The 17,379-nt window shown below is 72.1% G+C and carries 19 protein-coding genes; 13 read left to right on the top strand and 6 right to left on the bottom strand.

Annotated elements, in window-relative coordinates; genetic code table 11:
• Nucleotides 1–115 precede the first annotated feature (115 nt).
• Nucleotides 116–1,063: an NUDIX hydrolase gene (locus tag ASH01_RS04180; protein WP_056772684.1), complete on the bottom strand. Its 948-nt coding sequence runs from the start codon at nt 1,061–1,063 to the stop codon at nt 116–118.
• Between the two features lie 135 nt (nt 1,064–1,198).
• On the opposite strand from ASH01_RS04180, the gene ASH01_RS04175 reads away from it, so the two are divergent.
• Nucleotides 1,199–1,597, top strand: coding sequence for a nuclear transport factor 2 family protein (locus tag ASH01_RS04175; protein ID WP_056771672.1), 399 nt, complete (start codon nt 1,199–1,201; stop codon nt 1,595–1,597).
• A 101-nt stretch (nt 1,598–1,698) separates the two neighbouring features.
• Here ASH01_RS04175 and ASH01_RS04170 read toward each other — a convergent pair whose 3' ends face one another.
• The gene (locus ASH01_RS04170) at nt 1,699–4,059 is read right to left on the bottom strand and encodes an RNA degradosome polyphosphate kinase (RefSeq protein WP_056771669.1); all 2,361 of its coding nucleotides are present in this window, start codon (nt 4,057–4,059) and stop codon (nt 1,699–1,701) included.
• Nucleotides 4,060–4,103: 44 nt separating this feature from the next.
• Nucleotides 4,104–5,075: a mycothiol synthase gene (mshD, locus tag ASH01_RS04165; protein ID WP_056771665.1), complete on the bottom strand. Its 972-nt coding sequence runs from the start codon at nt 5,073–5,075 to the stop codon at nt 4,104–4,106.
• A 267-nt stretch (nt 5,076–5,342) separates the two neighbouring features.
• On the opposite strand from mshD, the gene ASH01_RS04160 reads away from it, so the two are divergent.
• Nucleotides 5,343–7,184, top strand: coding sequence for a bifunctional metallophosphatase/5'-nucleotidase (locus ASH01_RS04160; RefSeq protein WP_056771662.1), 1,842 nt, complete (start codon nt 5,343–5,345; stop codon nt 7,182–7,184).
• A 111-nt stretch (nt 7,185–7,295) separates the two neighbouring features.
• Here the strand turns inward: ASH01_RS04160 and ASH01_RS04155 are convergent, their stop codons facing one another.
• Nucleotides 7,296–8,000, bottom strand: a complete 705-nt coding sequence (locus ASH01_RS04155) for a response regulator transcription factor (protein WP_056771658.1) — start codon at nt 7,998–8,000, stop codon at nt 7,296–7,298.
• A 66-nt stretch (nt 8,001–8,066) separates the two neighbouring features.
• Here ASH01_RS04155 and ASH01_RS04150 point away from each other — a divergent pair, with 66 nt between their 5' ends.
• Both ASH01_RS04150 and ASH01_RS04145 read left to right on the top strand, forming a co-directional pair.
• The gene (locus ASH01_RS04150) at nt 8,067–8,357 is read left to right on the top strand and encodes a MoaD/ThiS family protein (RefSeq protein WP_056771655.1); all 291 of its coding nucleotides are present in this window, start codon (nt 8,067–8,069) and stop codon (nt 8,355–8,357) included.
• Between the two features lie 6 nt (nt 8,358–8,363).
• Nucleotides 8,364–9,200, top strand: a complete 837-nt coding sequence (locus tag ASH01_RS04145; protein ID WP_056771653.1) for a hypothetical protein — start codon at nt 8,364–8,366, stop codon at nt 9,198–9,200.
• 43 nt (nt 9,201–9,243) lie between these two features.
• Here ASH01_RS04145 and ASH01_RS04140 read toward each other — a convergent pair whose 3' ends face one another.
• Nucleotides 9,244–9,615, bottom strand: a complete 372-nt coding sequence (locus ASH01_RS04140) for a DsrE family protein (protein WP_056771650.1) — start codon at nt 9,613–9,615, stop codon at nt 9,244–9,246.
• Between the two features lie 23 nt (nt 9,616–9,638).
• On the opposite strand from ASH01_RS04140, the gene ASH01_RS04135 reads away from it, so the two are divergent.
• From ASH01_RS04135 to ASH01_RS04095, 9 genes are all read left to right on the top strand, one after another.
• Nucleotides 9,639–10,136: an FABP family protein gene (locus ASH01_RS04135; RefSeq protein ID WP_030199640.1), complete on the top strand. Its 498-nt coding sequence runs from the start codon at nt 9,639–9,641 to the stop codon at nt 10,134–10,136.
• Nucleotides 10,137–10,164: 28 nt separating this feature from the next.
• On the top strand, nt 10,165–11,208 hold the full coding sequence (gene ygfZ / locus ASH01_RS04130; RefSeq protein ID WP_056771648.1) for a CAF17-like 4Fe-4S cluster assembly/insertion protein YgfZ: 1,044 nt from the start codon (nt 10,165–10,167) through the stop codon (nt 11,206–11,208).
• Nucleotides 11,209–11,243: 35 nt separating this feature from the next.
• Nucleotides 11,244–12,098, top strand: coding sequence for a 3-keto-5-aminohexanoate cleavage protein (locus ASH01_RS04125; RefSeq protein WP_056771646.1), 855 nt, complete (start codon nt 11,244–11,246; stop codon nt 12,096–12,098).
• 192 nt (nt 12,099–12,290) lie between these two features.
• Entirely contained in the window at nt 12,291–12,779 is a 489-nt protein-coding gene (locus tag ASH01_RS04120; protein ID WP_056771643.1) for a helix-turn-helix domain-containing protein, read from the top strand.
• Between the two features lies 1 nt (nt 12,780).
• Nucleotides 12,781–13,806: a hypothetical protein gene (locus ASH01_RS04115; RefSeq protein ID WP_056771640.1), complete on the top strand. Its 1,026-nt coding sequence runs from the start codon at nt 12,781–12,783 to the stop codon at nt 13,804–13,806.
• A gap of 107 nt (nt 13,807–13,913) precedes the next feature.
• On the top strand, nt 13,914–14,906 hold the full coding sequence (locus ASH01_RS04110) for an asparaginase (RefSeq protein WP_056772682.1): 993 nt from the start codon (nt 13,914–13,916) through the stop codon (nt 14,904–14,906).
• Nucleotides 14,907–14,936: 30 nt separating this feature from the next.
• Nucleotides 14,937–15,362 (top strand): D-aminoacyl-tRNA deacylase, encoded by a 426-nt coding sequence (gene dtd, locus ASH01_RS04105; protein WP_056771639.1) that lies wholly within the window; start codon nt 14,937–14,939, stop codon nt 15,360–15,362.
• Nucleotides 15,363–15,448: 86 nt separating this feature from the next.
• The gene (locus ASH01_RS04100; protein WP_056771636.1) at nt 15,449–15,763 is read left to right on the top strand and encodes a DUF2516 family protein; all 315 of its coding nucleotides are present in this window, start codon (nt 15,449–15,451) and stop codon (nt 15,761–15,763) included.
• Nucleotides 15,764–15,838: 75 nt separating this feature from the next.
• Nucleotides 15,839–16,303 (top strand): phosphomannose isomerase type II C-terminal cupin domain, encoded by a 465-nt coding sequence (locus ASH01_RS04095; protein WP_082619379.1) that lies wholly within the window; start codon nt 15,839–15,841, stop codon nt 16,301–16,303.
• A 109-nt stretch (nt 16,304–16,412) separates the two neighbouring features.
• Here the strand turns inward: ASH01_RS04095 and ASH01_RS04090 are convergent, their stop codons facing one another.
• Complete coding sequence (locus ASH01_RS04090) at nt 16,413–17,348, bottom strand: MEDS domain-containing protein (RefSeq protein ID WP_056771634.1); 936 nt, start codon at nt 17,346–17,348, stop codon at nt 16,413–16,415.
• Between the last annotated feature and the right edge of the window lie 31 nt (nt 17,349–17,379).

Here is a 17,379-nt window from a genome sequence, read left to right as displayed (position 1 = left end):
CGTCTTGGGGTGGGGTGCCGGCTCGAGATGCGGGGCGGCCCCGGCCGCCCGACGATGAAGGATTCGGCAGGCCCGAAAGTGGCCGAGAGGGGTCCTCGAAGCTCCGGCCGGCGCGTCAGGTGTCGATGCGCTCGACGTCGACGACGCGCGCGTCCTCTCCTCGCCCGACCAGGTGGCAGACGAGCACCTCGCCCTTGTGCATGGCCTCCTCCGCCGCGGCGTGCAGCAGCTCCGCGACGCCGACGCGCTCCAGGGAGTGCGCGACTCGGGTGTGGAGCAGGCCCAGGAGGGTCGGCAGCACGGGCCCGTGGCTGCAGAGCGCGGCCGGGTCACCGCGCTCGAGCAGACGCTGCACCTGGCCGACGGCCCCGACCTGGCTCTCCGCGAAGCCCTCCTCGGACAGCACGTCACGGGTGCGCAGGCGCAGTCCCCGCCCGGCGGCATACGGCTCGACGGTCGAGACGCAGCGCGCGGACGACGACGAGACGACACGGGTGACGCCGTAGGCCCCGAGCACGGCGGCGACGGTGTCCGCCTGGGCGCGCCCCACGGCGTCGAGCGGCCGTCGCCGGTCGTCACCCTGCCATTTGCCCCGCGGTGTCGCCTTGGCGTGCCGGACGAACACGAGCGGCCACGTGCGCAGCTCGTCGGCACGCTCGGCGCGCACGAGGGCGAGCAGCTGCTCACGGTCGCGGGCGTAGTCGAGCCGGTCGTGTGCCGTGCGCACGTCGACCCAGGCGACCTCGTCGATCTCGTGCTCGAGCGCGCCGGTGCCGCCGGTGACGCGGGCCGACCAGTAGTGCACCTGCTTCGTGGCCGGGCCGCCGGTCGGGTCGAGGACGGGGTACTCGGCCGAGGGCAGCGGGACGCCGAGGCGCACGACGAGTCCGGTCTCCTCGAGGGTCTCGCGGGCCGCCGCGACGCAGGGATGCTCGCCGGGGTCGAGCTTGCCCTTGGCCCAGGACCAGTCGTCGTACTTCGGGCGATGCACGAGGGCGACCTCGAGACGTCCGTCGCGACGCCGCCAGGGCAGCGTGCCGGCGGCGGGGATCACTGAGGCCACGCGCGCCAGTCTGCCTGATGCCGGGGCGCTGGGCGCCCCGAGCGCCACAACCCGCCCGTACGCGCGTCGGCCCAGCAGGTCCTTGAGGCGGACAAGGCGCGGCGCCTTGGCGCGCGGCCGGCGCATCATGGATGGATGAGCGACGACGACGACTTTCTGACGTGGGTGAAGACCGAGCTGTACGACGCCGAGGTGGCCCTGCACCACGGCGACCCCACGCCCAGACGGGCGCTGTGGTCGCGCCGAGAGCCGGTGAGCGTGCTCGGTGCCTGGGGGAATGCACGGGGGCAGCAAGAGCTCGACGAGCTGTTCGCCTCGCTCGGCAGGTCGTTCTCCGAGTGCACCTCGTACGCGTTCGAGCTCGTCGCACACGACGTGACGGGCGACATGGCCTACACCGCAGGCTTCGAGCACACGTCGGCCTCCGTCGACGGGCAGCCGCGGACATACACCCTGCGAGCGACACAGGTGTACCGACTCGAGGACGGCCAGTGGCGCGTCGCCCATCGCCACGGTGACACCGTGACCGGCTGAGCGGCGCGCCGGATCTGCACAGCCACGCGGGCTGACTCTCGAGCCGTCGCGCCGTCGCGCCGTCGCGCCGTCGCGCCGTCGAGCCGTCGAGCCAGTGGTGCTCAGCGGCGGCGGGCCTTGCGGCGGCGCTTGTCGTGGCGCTCGATGAGCCTCTCCTGGAGGTCGTCGAGCGGCTCGCCGGACTCGGACAGGTGGTGGCGCACCCAGCGGCCGTCGGAGCCGAGGTCCCAGCGCGAGGTGGTCTCGGCGAAGGCGAGGTCGATGAGGTCGGCGAGCTCGACGACGTGGCTCGGCTCGACGATGCGCACGAGTGCCTCGACGCGGCGGTCGAGGTTGCGGTGCATCATGTCGGCGCTGCCGATGTAGACCTGCGGGTCGCCCCCGTGGTCGAACCAGAAGACGCGCGAGTGCTCGAGGAAGCGGCCGAGGATGGAGCGCACCCGGATGTTCTCGGACAGGCCCTCGACGCCGGGACGCAGCGCGCAGATGCCGCGCACCCAGATGTCGACCCTGACCCCGGCGATGCTCGCCCGGTAGAGCGCGTCGATGAGTGCCTCGTCGACGATCGAGTTGGCCTTGATGACGATCCGGCCGTCCGGCGCGCCGTCGCGGCGCGACTGGTGCAGCTCGATCTCCTCGTCGACGAGGTCGATGAGGCCCGAGCGCACCGACCGCGGCGCGACGAGGAGTCGCTTGAACTTGCTCCGGGGCGCGAAGCCCGAGAGGAGGTTGAAGAGGCGCGAGAGGTCCTCGCCGACCTGGGGGTCGGTGGTGAAGAGGCCGAAGTCCTCGTAGACGCGGGCCGTCTTCGGGTTGTAGTTGCCGGTGCCGATGTGGCAGTAGCGCACGAGCCCCTCGGACTCCTGGCGCACGACGAGGCACAGCTTCGCGTGGGTCTTGAGGCCGACGACGCCGTAGACGACGTGGACACCAGCCTGCTCGAGCTGACGGGCCCACGAGATGTTGTTGACCTCGTCGAAGCGGGCCTTGATCTCGACGACGGCGAGGACCTGCTTGCCGGCCTCGGCGGCGTCGATGAGGGCGTCGATGATCGGGGAGTCACCCGAGGTGCGGTAGAGCGTCTGCTTGATCGCGAGGACCTTCGGGTCGTTCGCGGCCTGCTCGATGAAGGCCTGCACCGATGTCGAGAACGAGTTGTAGGGGTGCTGGACGAGCACGTCCTTCTGGCGCACGGCGGTGAGCAGGTCGATCGCCTTGGCACTCTCGGTCGGTGCGAAGTCCGGGTGGGTGCGCGGGAAGAACTTCGGGAACTCGAGGTCGCTGCGGTCGACGTCGGCGATGGTGAAGAGGCCGCGCAGGTCGAGCGGCGTCGGCAGGCGGTAGATCTCGCGGTCGCTGATCTGGAGCTCGCGGGCGAGCATGTCGAGGACCTTGGGGTCGATGTCGTCCTCGACCTCGAGCCGGATGGGCGGACCGAAGCGGCGCCGGGTCAGCTCCTTCTCGAGGGCGGTGAGGAGGTTCTCGGCGTCGTCCTCCTCCACCTCGAGGTCCTCGTTGCGCGTGACGCGGAAGCTGAAGTGCTCCTGCACGAGCATCCCGGGGAAGAGTTGGTCGAGGTGGCTCGCGATGACGTCCTCGAGCGGCACGAAGCGCTTGCGCACCACGTCGGCGTCGAGGTCCTCCTCGACGAGGATGAAGCGCGGCAGGCTCGGCGGCACCTTGACGCGGGCGAAGTGCTCGGTGCCCGTCTTGGGGTTCTGGAGCAGCACCGCGAGGTTGAGCGACAGTCCGGAGATGTAGGGGAACGGGTGCGCCGGGTCGACGGCGAGCGGCGTGAGCACGGGGAAGACGCGCTCGGCGAAGAAGTAGTGGAGGGGCTCGCGGTCGTCCTCGTCGAGGTCGTCCCAGCGCACGACGGTGATGCCCTGCTCCTCGAGCGACGGCCGCACGTCGTGCTGGAAGACGCCGGCGTGCTGCTGCATCAGCTCGTGCGCGAGCCGGGCGATGCGCTCGATGAGCTCGCGCGGCTCGAGGCCGGCGGCGGTGCGCACGGCCAGCCCCGTGGCGATGCGGCGCTTGAGGCCCGCGACGCGGACCATGAAGTACTCGTCGAGGTTGTTGGCGAAGATCGCGAGGAAGCGGGTGCGCTCGAGGAGCGGCACGGCGGGGTCCATGGCGAGCTGGAGCACCCGCTCGTTGAACTGCAGCCAGGACAGCTCGCGCTCGAGGTAGCGGTCTGCCGGCAGGTCGTCCTCGTCGTCGCCCTGCGTTCCGGCGCCGACGAACCGTCCGTTCGGGGCGCGGGCCGGGATGCGCCGGTTGGGGACGGTGCTCGTGAACGAGCTGACCTCGGCCGACTCGCTGGCCGACTCGCCGGCCGACTCGGTCGCACCCTCGGTGACGCCCTCGGTGGAGGCCTCGTCCGGTCTCGCGTCGCGGGCGTCCGCCGTGGCGACGTCCTGCTCGTCCAGGTCGGTGGAGGTGAGGCTGCCGGTGCTCATGCGACCATCGTGGCACCGAAAGGCGACGTGGGGGTGAACTCGTCTCAGCCGACGGCGGGCGAGGAGACCCCACCCACCTGGTCCGCCGCGTCGCCCGCCTCGCTCGCCCGAGCGAACTGCCGGTGCACCTCGACGTCCTCGAAGCCGAGGGCGGCGTAGGTGCGCACGGCCGCGACGTTGTCCTCGTCGACGTAGAGCACGACGCGCGCCAGGCCGAGCGAGCGCAGGTGGTCCAGGCCCAGCACCGTGACCGCGCGCCCCAGCCCCTGGCCCTGCCGGTCGGGTGAGACGGCCACGACGTAGACCTCGCCGACGTCACCGTCCGGCGGGTCGACCTTGGTCCAGTGGGAGGCGGCGAGCACGTCGGGGTCGGCGGCCTCGACGACGAGGACGAGCCCGGCCGGGTCCCACCACGGCTCGGCCATCCGCTGGTCGAGGTCGGCCCGACGCAGCGAGCCCTGCTCCGGGTGGTGCGCGAACGCCGCCGCGTTGAGGGCCAGCCACGCGTCCTCGTCACGTCCGGGCTCGAAGGAGCGGACGGCATACCTCGGGTCGAGCGACGCGGCCGGCCAAGGGGTCCCGTCGCGGAGCGAGCGGCCCATGACGTGGAGCGATCGCACCGGCACGAGCCCGGTGGCGCGGGCGAACGCCGTGGCGGCGTCGGCCGCCGCTCCCGTCGCGTGGCTCCACAGGCGTATGCCGTCCGGCAGGCGCGCGAGCAGCGCCGTGCCCACCCCGGACCGGCGCGACCCCGGCGCCACGACGAGCTCGCCCGACGGTGGTCCCTCGCCCGAGCGTGACTGGGCGTAGCCGACGAGCGTCCCGTCGGGCCCGAGCGCGAGGAGGTGACCGACCCCGTCGTGCTCCCGGGACCGCGCGGACAGGCGGAACTGCTCCGAGAGCGGCTCCGACCCGTCCGCGTCGGCGGCCTCCGCGGCCAGCGCGAGGACGGCGGCGGACTCGTCCGGGGTGAGCGGGGTCGTCGTGTCGCGCAGGGCGACGGTGGGGCGCGGCATACGGCGATTCCACCACAACGACCCGGCGGGGGACTCCCGCCCGTCGCCCGCTCCGGCTAGGGTCCGGTCAGGGCTCGGGGGCCCTGCACGCAGCTCACGGCACCGGTTCTGCACTCGAGTCGGCACTCGAGTCGGCACCGGGGCACCTGGCCGTGCCAGCAGTTCACAACACCGTCACGCAGCAAGCCCCTCCCGGCACTCTCCTGGCACTAGCCTCCCGTGGGTGCCGATGGGCACGCGATCCACACCGCTGATCAAGGGGAAGACATGTCCCGTACCACCCGCCGCACCATGGGCGTCGCCGTCGCAGGGATCTGCGCCGCGGCCCTCGCGGCACCGGCCCTCGCCGCCGCACCGGACGCGAGCAACGCACCGGGCAAGACGCAGATCGACATCCAGATCCTGTCGTTCAACGATTTCCACGGGAACCTCGAGACGCCGAGCGGCTCCAGTGCTCGTGTCGTCACCGGTCACTTCGTCGACTCGGCCGACACCGACAAAGACGGCAACGTGACCGAGATCCTCGAGTCCGGGCCGAATGCCGGAGGTGTGGAGTACCTCGCGACCCACCTCAAGGCGGCTCGTGTCGGGCACGAGAACACCGTGACCGTCGCCGCGGGTGACCTCGTGGGTGCCACGCCGCTGCTGTCGGCGGCCTTCCACGATGAACCGTCGATCGAGGCGATGAACGAGCTCGGCCTCGACGTCGCGGCCGTGGGCAACCACGAGTTCGACGAGGGCTACCGCGAGCTCCAGCGCCTCGACGCGGGCGGCTGCATCGACGACGGTGACGGCCTCAACAACCAGAACTCGTGCCCCGACGGCTCCTTTGCCGGCGCGTCCTTCCCCTACCTCGCTGCCAACGTCATCGAGACCGCCACGGGCAAGCCGATCCTGCCGGCCTACACGATCAAGAAGTTCAACGGTGCCAAGGTCGCCTTCATCGGCATGACGCTCGAGGGCACCCCGAGCATCGTCACGGCCGCCGGCGTCGCCGGGCTCTCCTTCAAGGACGAGGCCGACACGGCCAACGCGCTCGTGCCGGTCCTCAAGGCGCAGGGCGTCAACGCGATCGTCGTGCTCCTGCACGAGGGCGGCAACCTCAGCCGGATGCCGTGGACCGACCCGGCGACCGGTGTCACGTCGCAGGTCAGCGCCGACTATGACTACGTGTGCGGTCGCGGGGGCACGCTCTCGGGCCCGCTCCTCGACATCAACAGTCGACTCGACCCGGCCATCGACATGATCGTCTCCGGCCACACACACCAGCCCTACGTCTGTGCACTCCCCGACAAGGCCAACAAGCCGCGCCTCGTCACCTCGGCCTCGTCGTTCGGTCGCCTCTACACCGAGACCAACGTCAAGTACGACCGCCGCACGTCCGACATCATCCGCCCGACGATGGCAGACTCGGTCAACCGGATCGTCTCGCGGGACGTGGCGAAGGACGCCGGAGAGACAGCGCTCATCGCCAAGTACAAGACGCTGGTGGCCACCATCGCCAACAAGGTCATCGGTCAAGTGGCAGGCTCCTCGGTCAGCCGCACGGCCAACGACGCGGGCGAGTCCCCTCTCGGTGACCTCATCGCGGACGCCCAGCTGGCGGACCCTTCGACGATCCCCCCGGGTGGCGTCGCGCCGGTGGTGTCGTTCATGAACGCGGGCGGCATCCGCGCCGACCTGCAGGAGAACTCCGCGGGCGACGTGACCTACGAGGCCGCCTTCACGGTGCAGCCGTTCAACAACTACCTCGTGTCGCTGAGCCTGACCGGCCAGCAGCTCGTCGCCGTGCTGAACCAGCAGTTCGTCAACTCCGCGGGTGCACCGACCCGTCCGTACGTCCTCGCGACGAGCGCCGGTCTGACCTACACGCACAATCGCGTGTCGGTCAGCAACGTCAAGATCAACGGCGTCCCGGTCGACCCGGCCGCCACCTACCGGGTCGTGACCAACAACTTCCTCGCCGACGGCGGAGACGGGTTCCCGGCGTTCCGGGACGGGACCGGCAAGTACTTCGGTGGGCTCGACATCGACGCCTTCGCGAACTACCTGACGGCCAAGTCGCCCTACACCCCGCCGCCGCTGGACCGGGTCACCTACACCCCGTGACCGTCTGACGCGTCCGTGAACGGAGAGACGGCCCGGCTCCTGGTGGAGCCGGGCCGTCTCTCCGTTCCCCTGGGCGTATGCCGGGTGGTGCGTCCCGTGGGGCGGGTCGACTCAGGCGTCGGCGGGCTGCGTGGCCGGGGCCTCGGCGCGGTCGGGCACGAGGCGGTAGCCGACGTTGCGGACCGTCCCGATGAGCGCCTCGTGGTCGGGCCCGAGCTTGGCGCGGAGGCGCCGCACGTGCACGTCCACGGTGCGGGTGCCGCCGTAGTAGTCGTAGCCCCAGACCTCCTGGAGCAGCTGGGCGCGGGTGAAGACGCGTCCCGGGTGCTGCGCGAGGTACTTGATGAGCTCGAACTCCTTGTAGGTCAGGTCGAGCGGGCTGCCGCGGAACTTCGCGGAGTAGGAGGCCTCGTCGATGACGAGCTCGCCCGAGGTGATGGGCAGGTCGAGGTCGGCGTCGTCGTCCTGACCCTTCGTCATGGCGAGGCGCAGGCGGGCGTCGACCTCCGCGGGCCCGGCCGTGTCGAGCAGCACGTCGTCAAGGCCCCACTCGGCCGTCAGACCAGCGAGGCCGCCCTCGGTGAGGACGGCCAGCAGGGGGGTGCCGATCCCCGTCGTACGCAGCACCCGGCACAGGGAGCGTGCGCTCGCCAGCTCCCGTCGCGCATCGATGATCACGACGTCGCAGTCGGGCGAGTCGACGAGGGCGGTGGCCTCGGCGGGCAGGATGCGCACCGTGTGGCTCAGCAGCCCGAGGGCAGGCAGCACCTCGGCGCTGGGGGCCAGCGCGTTGGTGAGCAGCAGCAGTCGGGCCATCTCATGCAGGATAGGCGAGACTGGTCACCAGCGGATGAGACCGCACCAACGATGAGACGGAGTGAGATGGCCCCGAGTGGACCCGAGTCGCGCACGGTCGGGACGACCGGGCCGGCTCTCGCGACCGTCACCGTGCGCTACTGGGCCGCGGCCCGTGCGGCGGCCGGCGTCGACAGCGAGGCGCGCACCGGCGCGACGGTGGGCGAGGTCGTCGACGCGGCCGTCGCCGACCACCCCGACCTCGCCCGGGTGGCGCGCGTCGCGAGCTTCCTGCTCGACGGGCGGAAGGTGGGTCGCGATGCGCGGATGACCGACGGCGGCACCGTCGAGGTGCTGCCGCCCTTCGCCGGCGGGTGATGCACAATGGCCCCCGTGCCTGAGGACAACGCGGCCCTCCGCGAGCCCGGTCCCGACGCCTCCGACTCCTCGGTGGCCGCCGGGTCGCTCCGCCTCCCGCTGTCGCCCGCCGGCGCCGACCGGATCCGCTGGGTCAGCGTCGTCGCGACGCTCGTGGCCGCCGTGGCCCTCCTCGTCGCCCAGGGCACGGGGTATGCCGCCACGCTCGGTGTGACGCTCGCGCTCGCTCTCGCGGTGGCCTGGGGCTGGCCGCTCCTCACCGGGTCGTGGACCCCGACGGCGACGACCGTCGTGCTCGCGGTGGCCTCCGTCGCGATCGTGCTCAGCGCGCTGCGCCAGGACCTGCTCTGGGTCCCGGCCGCGGTCGCGTTCGGCATCCTGCTCGCCTTCTCCGGTCAGCTCGTCCGTCGGACGGGCCGTGAAGGGCTCGTCCTGACGCTGCTCTCGTCGTTCGGCGGCCTCGTCGTCGTCGCGTCCGGCACCACGGCGGTCGTCGCCGCCAACAGCGACCGGGGCCAGGCGGTCGCGGTCGTGGCCATGGCGGCTGTCGGGGCGGCCGTCGTCACCGACCTGCTCGTCGGGGTGCGTGGCGCGACGCCGTTCCTCGGGTTCGTGGCGCTCGCGGCCGCGGTGCTGGCGGCCGTCGTCGCCTCACGCGGCTCCGAGGTCGGCACCCTCGAGGCGCTGGGGATCGGTGCCGCCGTCGGCACCGTGTCGTGGTCGTTCCGCCGGGTGCTCGCGCTGCAACCGGCGATGCTGACGGTCCGGGGCCAGGTCGGCGCCGGAGCGGGGTCGGTGCTCGCCGTCGGCGCCGTCGTCCACCTCTTCTCCGTCCTCACCTGACCCTTCCCCGCCCCTCACCCGTCGGGAGGCCACGTTCTGCGGGTCAGTAGACGAGGGCCTGCACCCCCGGGGCCATGACCTCCTCGACGAAGACGGCCGCGCCCTTGATCACCGCACCGTCGACCAGCTGGTCCTGCGTCAGGTCGCGCCGGGCCGCGCACTGCGTGCAGACGGTGAGCCGGCCACCCGCGAGCACGGCGTCGCGCAGGTCGACGAGCGGGGCGGCATACGCCAGCTCGAACTCCTCGGCGCGTCCGGGGACGGCCATCCACGTGGACTCGCCCGTGAGCCACAGCGAGACGTCGACGCCGCTCGCGACGGCCGTCGCGGCGACGGTGAAGGCCTGCGAGAGGCGCTCGGGAGCCTCGGTGCCGGCGGTGACCTTGACGACGAGCGAGCGCGCGGGGGTGTCCATGGGATCAGGCTACGATCGGGCGCATGTTCAACCTCGACCAGGACATCCCGGAGCCGCTGCGACCCCTCGCCTGGCTCATCGGACGCTGGGAGGGCGCGGGCGTCGTCGGCTACCCGACGATCGAGTCCGCGCACTTCGGCCAGGAGGTCGAGGTGACGCACGACGGGCGTGGCTTCCTCAAGTGGGAGAGCCGGGCGTGGATCCTCGACTCCGAGAACGGCGCCAAGGTGCGACCGGCGGCGGTCGAGTCCGGCTTCTGGCGCCCGCTCGAGAACGGCGAGGTCGAGCTGCTCCTCGCGCACCCCACCGGCATCCTCGAGCTCTACTACGGCAAGATCGAGCCGGCCAAGATCCAGCTCAAGACCGACGGCGTCCTGCGCGCCCCGGGAGCCAAGGAGTACAACGCCGCGACCCGCATGTACGGCCTCGTCGAGTCCAACCTCCTCTGGGTCATGGACATGGCCGCCGTGGGCCAGGAGCTCCAGAGCCACGTGTCGGCCACCCTCAAGCGCGTGGAATGAGGTGGACGCCGTGAGCGTTCCACCGGGCATGAGCGACCTGGAGCTGCCGACCCGCCCGACGACGAGGAGCCCGCTCCTGTCGCGCCCGGGTGCCGTGGCCGGCGAGGGTCTCGAGGCGGGGGTGGCCCTGCACCACGGTGACCCCATGCGCGAGCAGCGCCTCCTCGAGGAGGGCCTCGCGGTCGTCGATCTCTCGCACCGCGACGTCGTCACCGTCACCGGACCCGACCGGCTCAGCTGGCTCCACTCCCTGACGACCCAGCACCTCCTCGGCCTCGAGCCGCGCCAGTCGCGCGAGGCCCTCATCCTCAGCCCCAAGGGCCACGTCGAGCACTCGCTGCACCTCGTCGACGACGGCACGACGACGTGGATCACGACCGAGCCCGGCGCCGGTCCGGCCCTCGTCGAGTGGCTCGACAAGATGCGCTTCATGCTGCGCGTCGAGGTCGCCCTCGTCACCGACGACTGGGCCGTGCTCGGTGAGCCGCACTCCAGCGAGTCCGTCGACGGCGAGCCCCTCGCCTGGCGCGACCCGTGGCCCGACCTCGTCGGCGACACGACGGCATACGGCCCGGTCGACGGGCACCCCGGCACCGACCGCGCCTGGCGCGAGGTCCTCGTCCCGCGCGCCGATCTCGTTGCGGCCGTGGGGGATCGGCCGCTGGCCGGACTGTGGGCCGCCGAGGCGCTCCGCATCGCCGCCTGGCGTCCCCGGCTCGGTCTCGAGACCGACCACCGCACGATCGTCCACGAGCTCGACTGGCTGCGCACCGCGGTGCACCTGCAGAAGGGGTGCTACCGCGGCCAGGAGACCGTGGCGCGCGTGCACAACCTCGGGCGACCGCCGCGCCGCATCGTCTTCCTCCACCTCGACGGCTCTGGCCACGTCCTGCCGGCGCAGGGGAGCGAGGTCCGGGCGGGCGACCGCGTCGTCGGACGTGTCACCTCCGTCGGGCGCCACCACGTCGACGGGCCCATCGCCCTCGCCGTCATCAAGCGCAACACCGACCCGACCCTCGAGCTGCTCGTCGACGACCTCTCGGCCGCGCAGACGACGATCGTCGCCCCCTGACCGACGGCGCTCCGGGCGCTGGCAGGATGTGCGGCATGAGCACCGCACGCACCGCCGCGAGCACCCTGATCACCGTCGCGCCCACGGGCGCCGAGACCGCCAAGTCGGACGTCGCCGCGCTGCCGACGACACCGGAAGAGCTCGTCGAGACCGCCGTCGCGTGCGAGCGTGCGGGCGCGGCCCTCATCCACATCCACGTGCGCGACCGCGAGCACCAGCCGACGCTCGAGCCGGCCTTCCTCAAGGAGGCCGTCGACGGTGTCCGTGAGGCCACCGACCTCATCGTCCAGCTCTCGACCGGCGGCTCCATCACCGACCCGCTCGAGAAGCGCCTCACCGTCCTCGACGCCGACCCCGACTCGTGCTCGCTCACGTGCGGCACGACGAACTTCGGCGACGGCGTCTTCCTCAACCCGTGGGGCTTCATGGTCGACCTCTACCGCCAGGCCCAGGAGCGAGAGGTCGTGCCGGAGTTCGAGCTCTTCGAGCTCGGCCACGTGCACGCGCTGCGCCGCCTCATCGACGAGTGCGGCCTGCCCTTCGGCGGCAAGGTCCACGTCGACTTCGTCACGGGGGTGCCGGGCTCGATGCCCGGCACGCCGCAGGCGCTGCTCGCGGGCGTCGCGATGCTCCCGCCCGAGGTGACGAGCTGGTCGGCCACCGGCATCGGGCGCGCGCACCTGCCGATCGTCGCGGCCGCGTTGTCGGCCGGCGGTCACCTCCGCGTCGGCATGGAGGACAACCTCATGTATGCCAAGGGTCGCCCGGTCGCGCACAACAGCGAGCTCGTGTCCCGAGCCGCCGAGATCGCCACGGTCATGCAGCGCCCCCCGATGTCGACCACCGAGGCGCGTGAGGCCCTGTCGATCAAGGATCGTCGCACCCGCTGACGCCGCGACGCGCGGGCGGCCTCGTTTCGCGCGCTCCTGATCCGAGCGCGCGACATGTCCCTCCAGCGCGCACTCCTTCCCGCGCCCGGTCCTCTGGTCTCGCGCTTCTGGTCGGAGCGCGCGAACCGGTGTGGGACGTCTCACGCTGCCCAGAGTTTGCATTCTGCTTGCTGTAGTTAGCACAATGGAGGCATGAGCAAGCTTCCGCTACCCGACCTCGGGGCCTACTTGCGCGAGCAGCGCGAGAGCGCCCAGCTGTCGCTGCGGCAGCTTGCCGAGATGGCCGGCGTCTCCAACCCCTACCTGTCGCAGATCGAGCGCGGGCTCAAACGCCCGAGCGCCGAGATCCTGCAGCAGATCGCCAAGGGGCTGCAGGTCTCGGCCGAGTCGCTCTACGTCCGGGCCGGCATCCTCGACGAGCGGGTCGCCGACGACCCTGCCGCCGTGCCCGACGTCCTCTCCGCCATCGCGGTCGACCCGGTCCTGACCGACCGGCAGCGCGCGGTGCTCGTCGACATCTACCTGTCGTTCGTCGGCGATGACGAGACGACGCCCGAGACCACGCGTCCTACGCGACGCCCACCCAGCCCACCGCCTACGCCGGCTGCAGCACCTCGCCGGCGCCCGTCGCGCAGCACGACCGCTGCCGCGACCCCCGAGCTCAACGAGAAGGAGAACTGAGATGGCACTCAGCAAGAAGATCACCAAGGCCGTCAAGGACGCCCAGAAGCAGGCCGAGGCCGCCGTCGCCGACGTGCGCGGCCAGCTCGTCCAGGTCGAGGACCGGATGCCCGATGTCCAGGTCGACCCGACGCCGTTCTACGCCGTCGTCGGCGCCGCGAACATCGCGATCGACACCGTCCGCACGGCGGGCGAGCAGCTCGAGGTCGCACGCAAGCAGGCCAAGTCCGTCGACCTGCGCAAGGGTGCCAAGAAGGAGGCCGACCAGATGCATAAGGACCTCCAGAAGCGCATCATCGACCTCCAGGGCCGCACGACCGAGCTCCAGAAGCTCGCGACGACGTATGCCGAGCGCTTCGTCACGCGGGCCCAGGACCTCCCGGCGCGCGTCCTCAACGAGGGCCTCGTCATCGCGAGCAACGCCAAGGACCAGTACGACGCCGCCGCGGCTCGTGGCGAGAAGGTCGTCACCGACCTGCGCGCCCAGGGTGAGCGCACGGCCTTCGGCCTCGCCGAGCGTGGCACCGCCACGGTGACCCGTGGTCGCCGCGTCGCCGAGACCGCCGTGAGCGAGGGCGAGAAGGTCGCGAAGACCCTCAAGGGCGCCGTCGTCAAGGACGCCTCGAAGCTCGGCTCGCAGGTCTCGGCCTCGGTCGACGCCGTCGAGTCGGCCGCCGCGCCGGTCCCGGCCAAGCGCACCGCCGCCCACCAGACGGCGATCCGCAAGTCGGCGGCCCAGAAGTCCGCCGCGACGCGCAAGGCCAACGAGGTCGAGGCCACGACGACCCGCAAGGTCGCTGCCCGCAGCTCGGCCACGACCGACGACCCGCAGGCCACGGTGGCCCGCAAGGTCGCCCCGGCCAAGAAGGCGGCCAGGAAGACGGCCACCAAGACGGCCACCAAGACGGCTGCGGCGACCAAGAGCGCGACGAAGACCGCCGCCAAGAAGACCACGCCGGCCAAGAAGACGGCCCGGAAGGCGTCGACCGCCCCGAGCACGACGTCGACCACGGCTCCGAGCGCCTGACCGGCCGCGCCTCCAGCCGGGTCCCCCCGGCGCCACAGGCACGACAGGGCCGCCACCCCGCACCCGGGGTGGCGGCCCTGCTGCGTCGCTCCGGCATACTGCGGGGCGTGTCCCATCTCCTGGCCCCGTCCTCCACCCATGTCAGCGCGGCGCTCGCCGACGCCCCGGTCGTCGCGCACGTCGTGCGGGCCGGTTTCGTCGAGTCGGTGCACCACGGCACGGCCGTCGTCACGGCTCCCGACGGCACGGTCGAGCTCGAGGTCGGCGACGCGAGCGGTGCGGTCTTCCCGCGCAGCTCGAGCAAGCCCCTGCAGGCGCTCGCGATGGTCCGCAACGGGCTCGCGAACGACGGCCGCCTCCTGTCGCTCGCGTGCGCCAGCCACTCCGGCGAGGACTTCCACGTCGAGGCGGCCCGCGAGATCCTCGCCGGCGCCGGCCTGGCCGAGGCCGACCTGCAGAACACCCTTGACTACCCCTACGACGAGTCCGCCCGCATCGGCTGGATCTCGAGCGGCCGCCCGCGACAGTCGATCGCGCAGAACTGCTCGGGCAAGCACGCCTCGATGCTCGCGACGTGCGTCGTCAACGGGTGGGACCTCGCGACCTACCGCGATCCCGAGCACCCGCTCCAGGTGGCTGTCACCGAGACGGTGCGTGAGCTGACCGGCGCCGAGCCGAGCGCCGTCGCCGTCGACGGGTGCGGCGCACCGATCCATGCCGTCCCGCTCCGCGCCCTCGCGCTGTCGTTCGGCCGGCTCGCCACTGCCACCGAGGGGCCGGAGGCCCGGATCGCGTCGGCCATCCGGGACTTCCCGGAGTACCTCGGCGGCACCCACCGCGACGTCACCGCCCTGATCCGCGGCGTCGACGGCCTCATCGCCAAGGACGGCGCCGAGGCCGTCTACGCCGTGGGCCTGCCCGACGGCCGCGGCATCGCCGTCAAGGTCGCCGACGGCTCGTCGCGCGCCCGCAGCGTGCTGCTCGCCGCGGTGATGCGGCGCATCGGCGTCGGCAGCGACGACGTCCTCGCCGTGCTCGAGCACCAGCCGGTGCTCGGCCACGGCCAGCCCGTCGGGTCCGTCGTCGCCGTCGGCGTCTGAGCCGGATCGAGACGGGCCCGTGAGGTCGAGATGAGGGCGGTGCTCCAGCGCGTCACGAGCGCGCGGGTCGAGGTCGACGGCGAGGTCGTCGGCGCCATCGACCGCCCCGGCCTGCTGGCCCTCGTCGGTGTCACCCACGACGACGGGCCCGAGCAGGTCGAGCGGATGGCCCGCAAGATCGCCGAGCTGCGCATCCTGCGCGACGAGGCGAGCCTCACCGACGCCGGGGCGCCCGTCCTCGTCGTCAGCCAGTTCACGCTGCACGCAGACACCCGCAAGGGTCGCCGTCCCTCGTGGAGCGCGGCCGCATCGGGGACCGTGGCCGAGCCGCTCGTGGCCGACCTCGTGGCGGCGCTCCGGGGGAGGGGCCTCGAGGTCGAGACGGGTCGTTTCGGCGCGATGATGCAGGTGTCGCTCGTCAACGACGGCCCTTTCACCCTCGTCGTCGACGCCTGACCGGCGCACCGCAGCAGCCGACCTCGCGGGAGTCTGGGAATCGGCTGGGAGGGGTCGCGCGACCGTCGCCGGGTTACGCTTCCACCATGCAGCTGTACTCGGGGTTCCAGAACGTCGTCCTCCTCGTGCTCGGAGTCGTTGCGCTCGGGTGCGAGGTCTTCGCGTTCGTCGACGCGCTGCGCCACCCCGAGAAGGCCTACGTCGCCGCCGGCAAGCGCACACGGACCTTCTGGCTCGTGCTGCTCGGGGTCGCCCTCGCCATCGGCTTCGTCACGCTCTTCAACCCGCTCAGCCTCTTCGGTCTGCTCGCCTTCGTGGGTGCCGCCGTCTACCTCGCCGACGTGCGCCCCGCGCTGCGGCAGGTCAGGGGCATCGGGGGGCGCTCCAACACCGGGTGGTGACCCTCACGCGCCCGCTCGGGACACCGGGCCTTGCGCGTACGGCACACTGGTGCACTCACAACCGATAGGAGAACCATGTCCGACCAGCAGCCTGCTGCTGCCGTCGTCGACCACGAGCTCGACGCCCACCAGCACCAGAACGTCTCGTCGCCGCGTCACACCGCGGACGAGTACGACCTGGGCAACCGCAACCCGACCGAGGACATCTTCGTCGCCGAGCGGCCGTGGGGCGAGTTCCAGCAGTTCGTCTCCAACGAGCAGGTCACCGTCAAGATCATCACGGTGCAGCCCGGTCACCGGCTCTCCCTCCAGCGGCACGACCACCGCGGTGAGATGTGGCAGGTCCTCGACGTGCCGATCGACGTCACCGTGGGTGACCGGACGTGGAGCGCCAAGCCGGGCGAGACGGTCTGGGTCCCGCGCAACTCGATCCACCGCATGGGCAACTCCGGCGAGCACCCGGGCCGCCTCCTCGAGGTCGGCTTCGGCCACTTCGACGAGTCGGACATCGAGCGGCTCGAGGACGACTACGTCCGCTGAGGACGCACGCAGCACGACACACGGACGAACGTATGCCGCCGGGCCCGGCCCGGCGGCATACCGCTGTCCGCGGACGGTCGGCAGTGACGGACGCCGCTTTCCGGCGGGCTCAGCCGGCGCGTGACCGGCTCGGGTCGAGCAGCAGCTCGGCCCACACGACCTTGCCGCCGGGCACGGGGCTGTAGCCCCACCGCTCGGACAGCGCCGCCACGATGTCGACGCCGCGTCCGCTGACGTCGTCGGCCTCGGCGGCGCGTCGCTGGAGCGGGGTGAGGGCCGCGTCCTCGACACCGATCCGCAGGCCGCCCCGACGCCGGTCGACGACCGCTCGGAACGGAGAGGCTGCGTGCGTCAGGGCGTTGGTCGCGAGCTCCGAGACGATGAGCGCGGCGTCGGCCGTGAGGCTGTCGTGGCCCCAGGCCCGCAGCACGTCGACGACGAAGTGACGGGCCGCCGGCACCGACTCGGCCGTCGGCAGGTAGACGCGCGAGCACGCGTGGCCGGCCGCGAGCTGGGCGCCATCGGTCGAGGACGCACCGCCGACGGGCATGAGGTCGGTGTGCAGGTCGCAGACCCGGCGCACGTCGACGAGCTCCGCGTGCTCGAAGACCCCGGTGGGGTAGGCGCACAGCAGCGAGAAGTCGTACTCGCGGAGCAGCTGGTTCCACAGCAGCTCGAGGTCGATGGCCACCTCGACCTGTCCGCGCTGCCAGAGCAGTGCGACCATCTCGCCGAAGGCGCGGATCGGCCGCCCCGCGACGGAGGCCTCGGTGACGACCTCGCCGACACGTCGCATGAAGTGGTCCGCGTCCAGGTGGCCGTCGACGACCAGCTCGGCCAGGGTCTCCTCGGCGTCGAGCGTGAGGTAGCGGCCGGCGGTCTCCCGCGCGGCGGGGTCGTGGCCCATCCCCACGAGGAGCGCCTCGACGGCGACGCGGTGCGGAGCGGTGGCGACGACGACGACGCACTCGTCCCGGTCCCACCCGTCCGCGACGAATCGCGCGACGGCGCCGAAACCCTCACTGTCGAGCGTGTAGAAACTCACTGCATGACCTCGCCCCCACGCGGTCATGCCG

The organism is Terrabacter sp. Soil811 (assembly GCF_001429655.1).
In the GTDB taxonomy this organism is placed as follows: Bacteria; Actinomycetota; Actinomycetes; order Actinomycetales; family Dermatophilaceae; genus Terrabacter.
This window is presented reverse-complemented; position numbering and strand designations above follow the sequence as displayed.

Excerpts from the sequence above, each read along its gene's own strand:
- ASH01_RS04125 (WP_056771646.1), top strand. The coding sequence starts at position 11,244 with ATGAGCACCGCACGCACCGCCGCGAGCACCCTGATCACCGTCGCGCCC.
- ASH01_RS04115 (WP_056771640.1), top strand. The coding sequence starts at position 12,781 with ATGGCACTCAGCAAGAAGATCACCAAGGCCGTCAAGGACGCCCAGAAG.
- dtd (WP_056771639.1), top strand. The coding sequence starts at position 14,937 with ATGAGGGCGGTGCTCCAGCGCGTCACGAGCGCGCGGGTCGAGGTCGAC.
- ASH01_RS04150 (WP_056771655.1), top strand. The coding sequence starts at position 8,067 with ATGGCCCCGAGTGGACCCGAGTCGCGCACGGTCGGGACGACCGGGCCG.
- ASH01_RS04140 (WP_056771650.1), bottom strand. The coding sequence starts at position 9,615 with ATGGACACCCCCGCGCGCTCGCTCGTCGTCAAGGTCACCGCCGGCACC.
- ASH01_RS04120 (WP_056771643.1), top strand. The coding sequence starts at position 12,291 with ATGAGCAAGCTTCCGCTACCCGACCTCGGGGCCTACTTGCGCGAGCAG.
- ygfZ (WP_056771648.1), top strand. The coding sequence starts at position 10,165 with ATGAGCGACCTGGAGCTGCCGACCCGCCCGACGACGAGGAGCCCGCTC.
- ASH01_RS04100 (WP_056771636.1), top strand. The coding sequence starts at position 15,449 with ATGCAGCTGTACTCGGGGTTCCAGAACGTCGTCCTCCTCGTGCTCGGA.
- ASH01_RS04170 (WP_056771669.1), bottom strand. The coding sequence starts at position 4,059 with ATGAGCACCGGCAGCCTCACCTCCACCGACCTGGACGAGCAGGACGTC.
- ASH01_RS04145 (WP_056771653.1), top strand. The coding sequence starts at position 8,364 with ATGGCCCCCGTGCCTGAGGACAACGCGGCCCTCCGCGAGCCCGGTCCC.
- ASH01_RS04160 (WP_056771662.1), top strand. The coding sequence starts at position 5,343 with ATGTCCCGTACCACCCGCCGCACCATGGGCGTCGCCGTCGCAGGGATC.
- mshD (WP_056771665.1), bottom strand. The coding sequence starts at position 5,075 with ATGCCGCGCCCCACCGTCGCCCTGCGCGACACGACGACCCCGCTCACC.
- ASH01_RS04155 (WP_056771658.1), bottom strand. The coding sequence starts at position 8,000 with ATGGCCCGACTGCTGCTGCTCACCAACGCGCTGGCCCCCAGCGCCGAG.
- ASH01_RS04095 (WP_082619379.1), top strand. The coding sequence starts at position 15,839 with ATGTCCGACCAGCAGCCTGCTGCTGCCGTCGTCGACCACGAGCTCGAC.
- ASH01_RS04175 (WP_056771672.1), top strand. The coding sequence starts at position 1,199 with ATGAGCGACGACGACGACTTTCTGACGTGGGTGAAGACCGAGCTGTAC.
- ASH01_RS04135 (WP_030199640.1), top strand. The coding sequence starts at position 9,639 with ATGTTCAACCTCGACCAGGACATCCCGGAGCCGCTGCGACCCCTCGCC.